This window comes from Bacillus cereus group sp. N21, from assembly GCF_016483395.1.
Classification (GTDB): Bacteria; Bacillota; Bacilli; order Bacillales; family Bacillaceae_G; genus Bacillus_A; species Bacillus_A pseudomycoides.
Window position 1 is genome coordinate 1 of sequence record NZ_JAEHBX010000285.1, and the last position, 343, is coordinate 343.

Consider the following 343-nt stretch of genomic DNA (forward strand, 5'->3'; position numbering starts at 1 on the left):
TTTTTTAATTTTAGTTTGGTTAAGTTAGAAAGGGCGCACGGTGGATGCCTTGACACTAGGAGTCGATGAAGGACGGGACTAACGCCGATATGCTTCGGGGAGCTGTAAGTAAGCTTTGATCCGAAGATTTCCGAATGGGGAAACCCACCATACGTAATGGTATGGTATCCTTACCTGAATACATAGGGTAAGGAAGACAGACCCAGGGAACTGAAACATCTAAGTACCTGGAGGAAGAGAAAGCAAATGCGATTTCCTGAGTAGCGGCGAGCGAAACGGAATCTAGCCCAAACCAAGAGGCTTGCCTCTTGGGGTTGTAGGACATTCTATACGGAGTTACAAA

The 343-nt window shown here is 46.4% G+C and carries 1 rRNA gene; it reads left to right on the top strand.

Annotated features, from left to right (window positions below):
- Positions 1-17: 17 nt before the first annotated feature.
- A 23S ribosomal RNA gene (locus JDS96_RS30870) occupies positions 18-343 on the top strand; the annotation flags it as partial.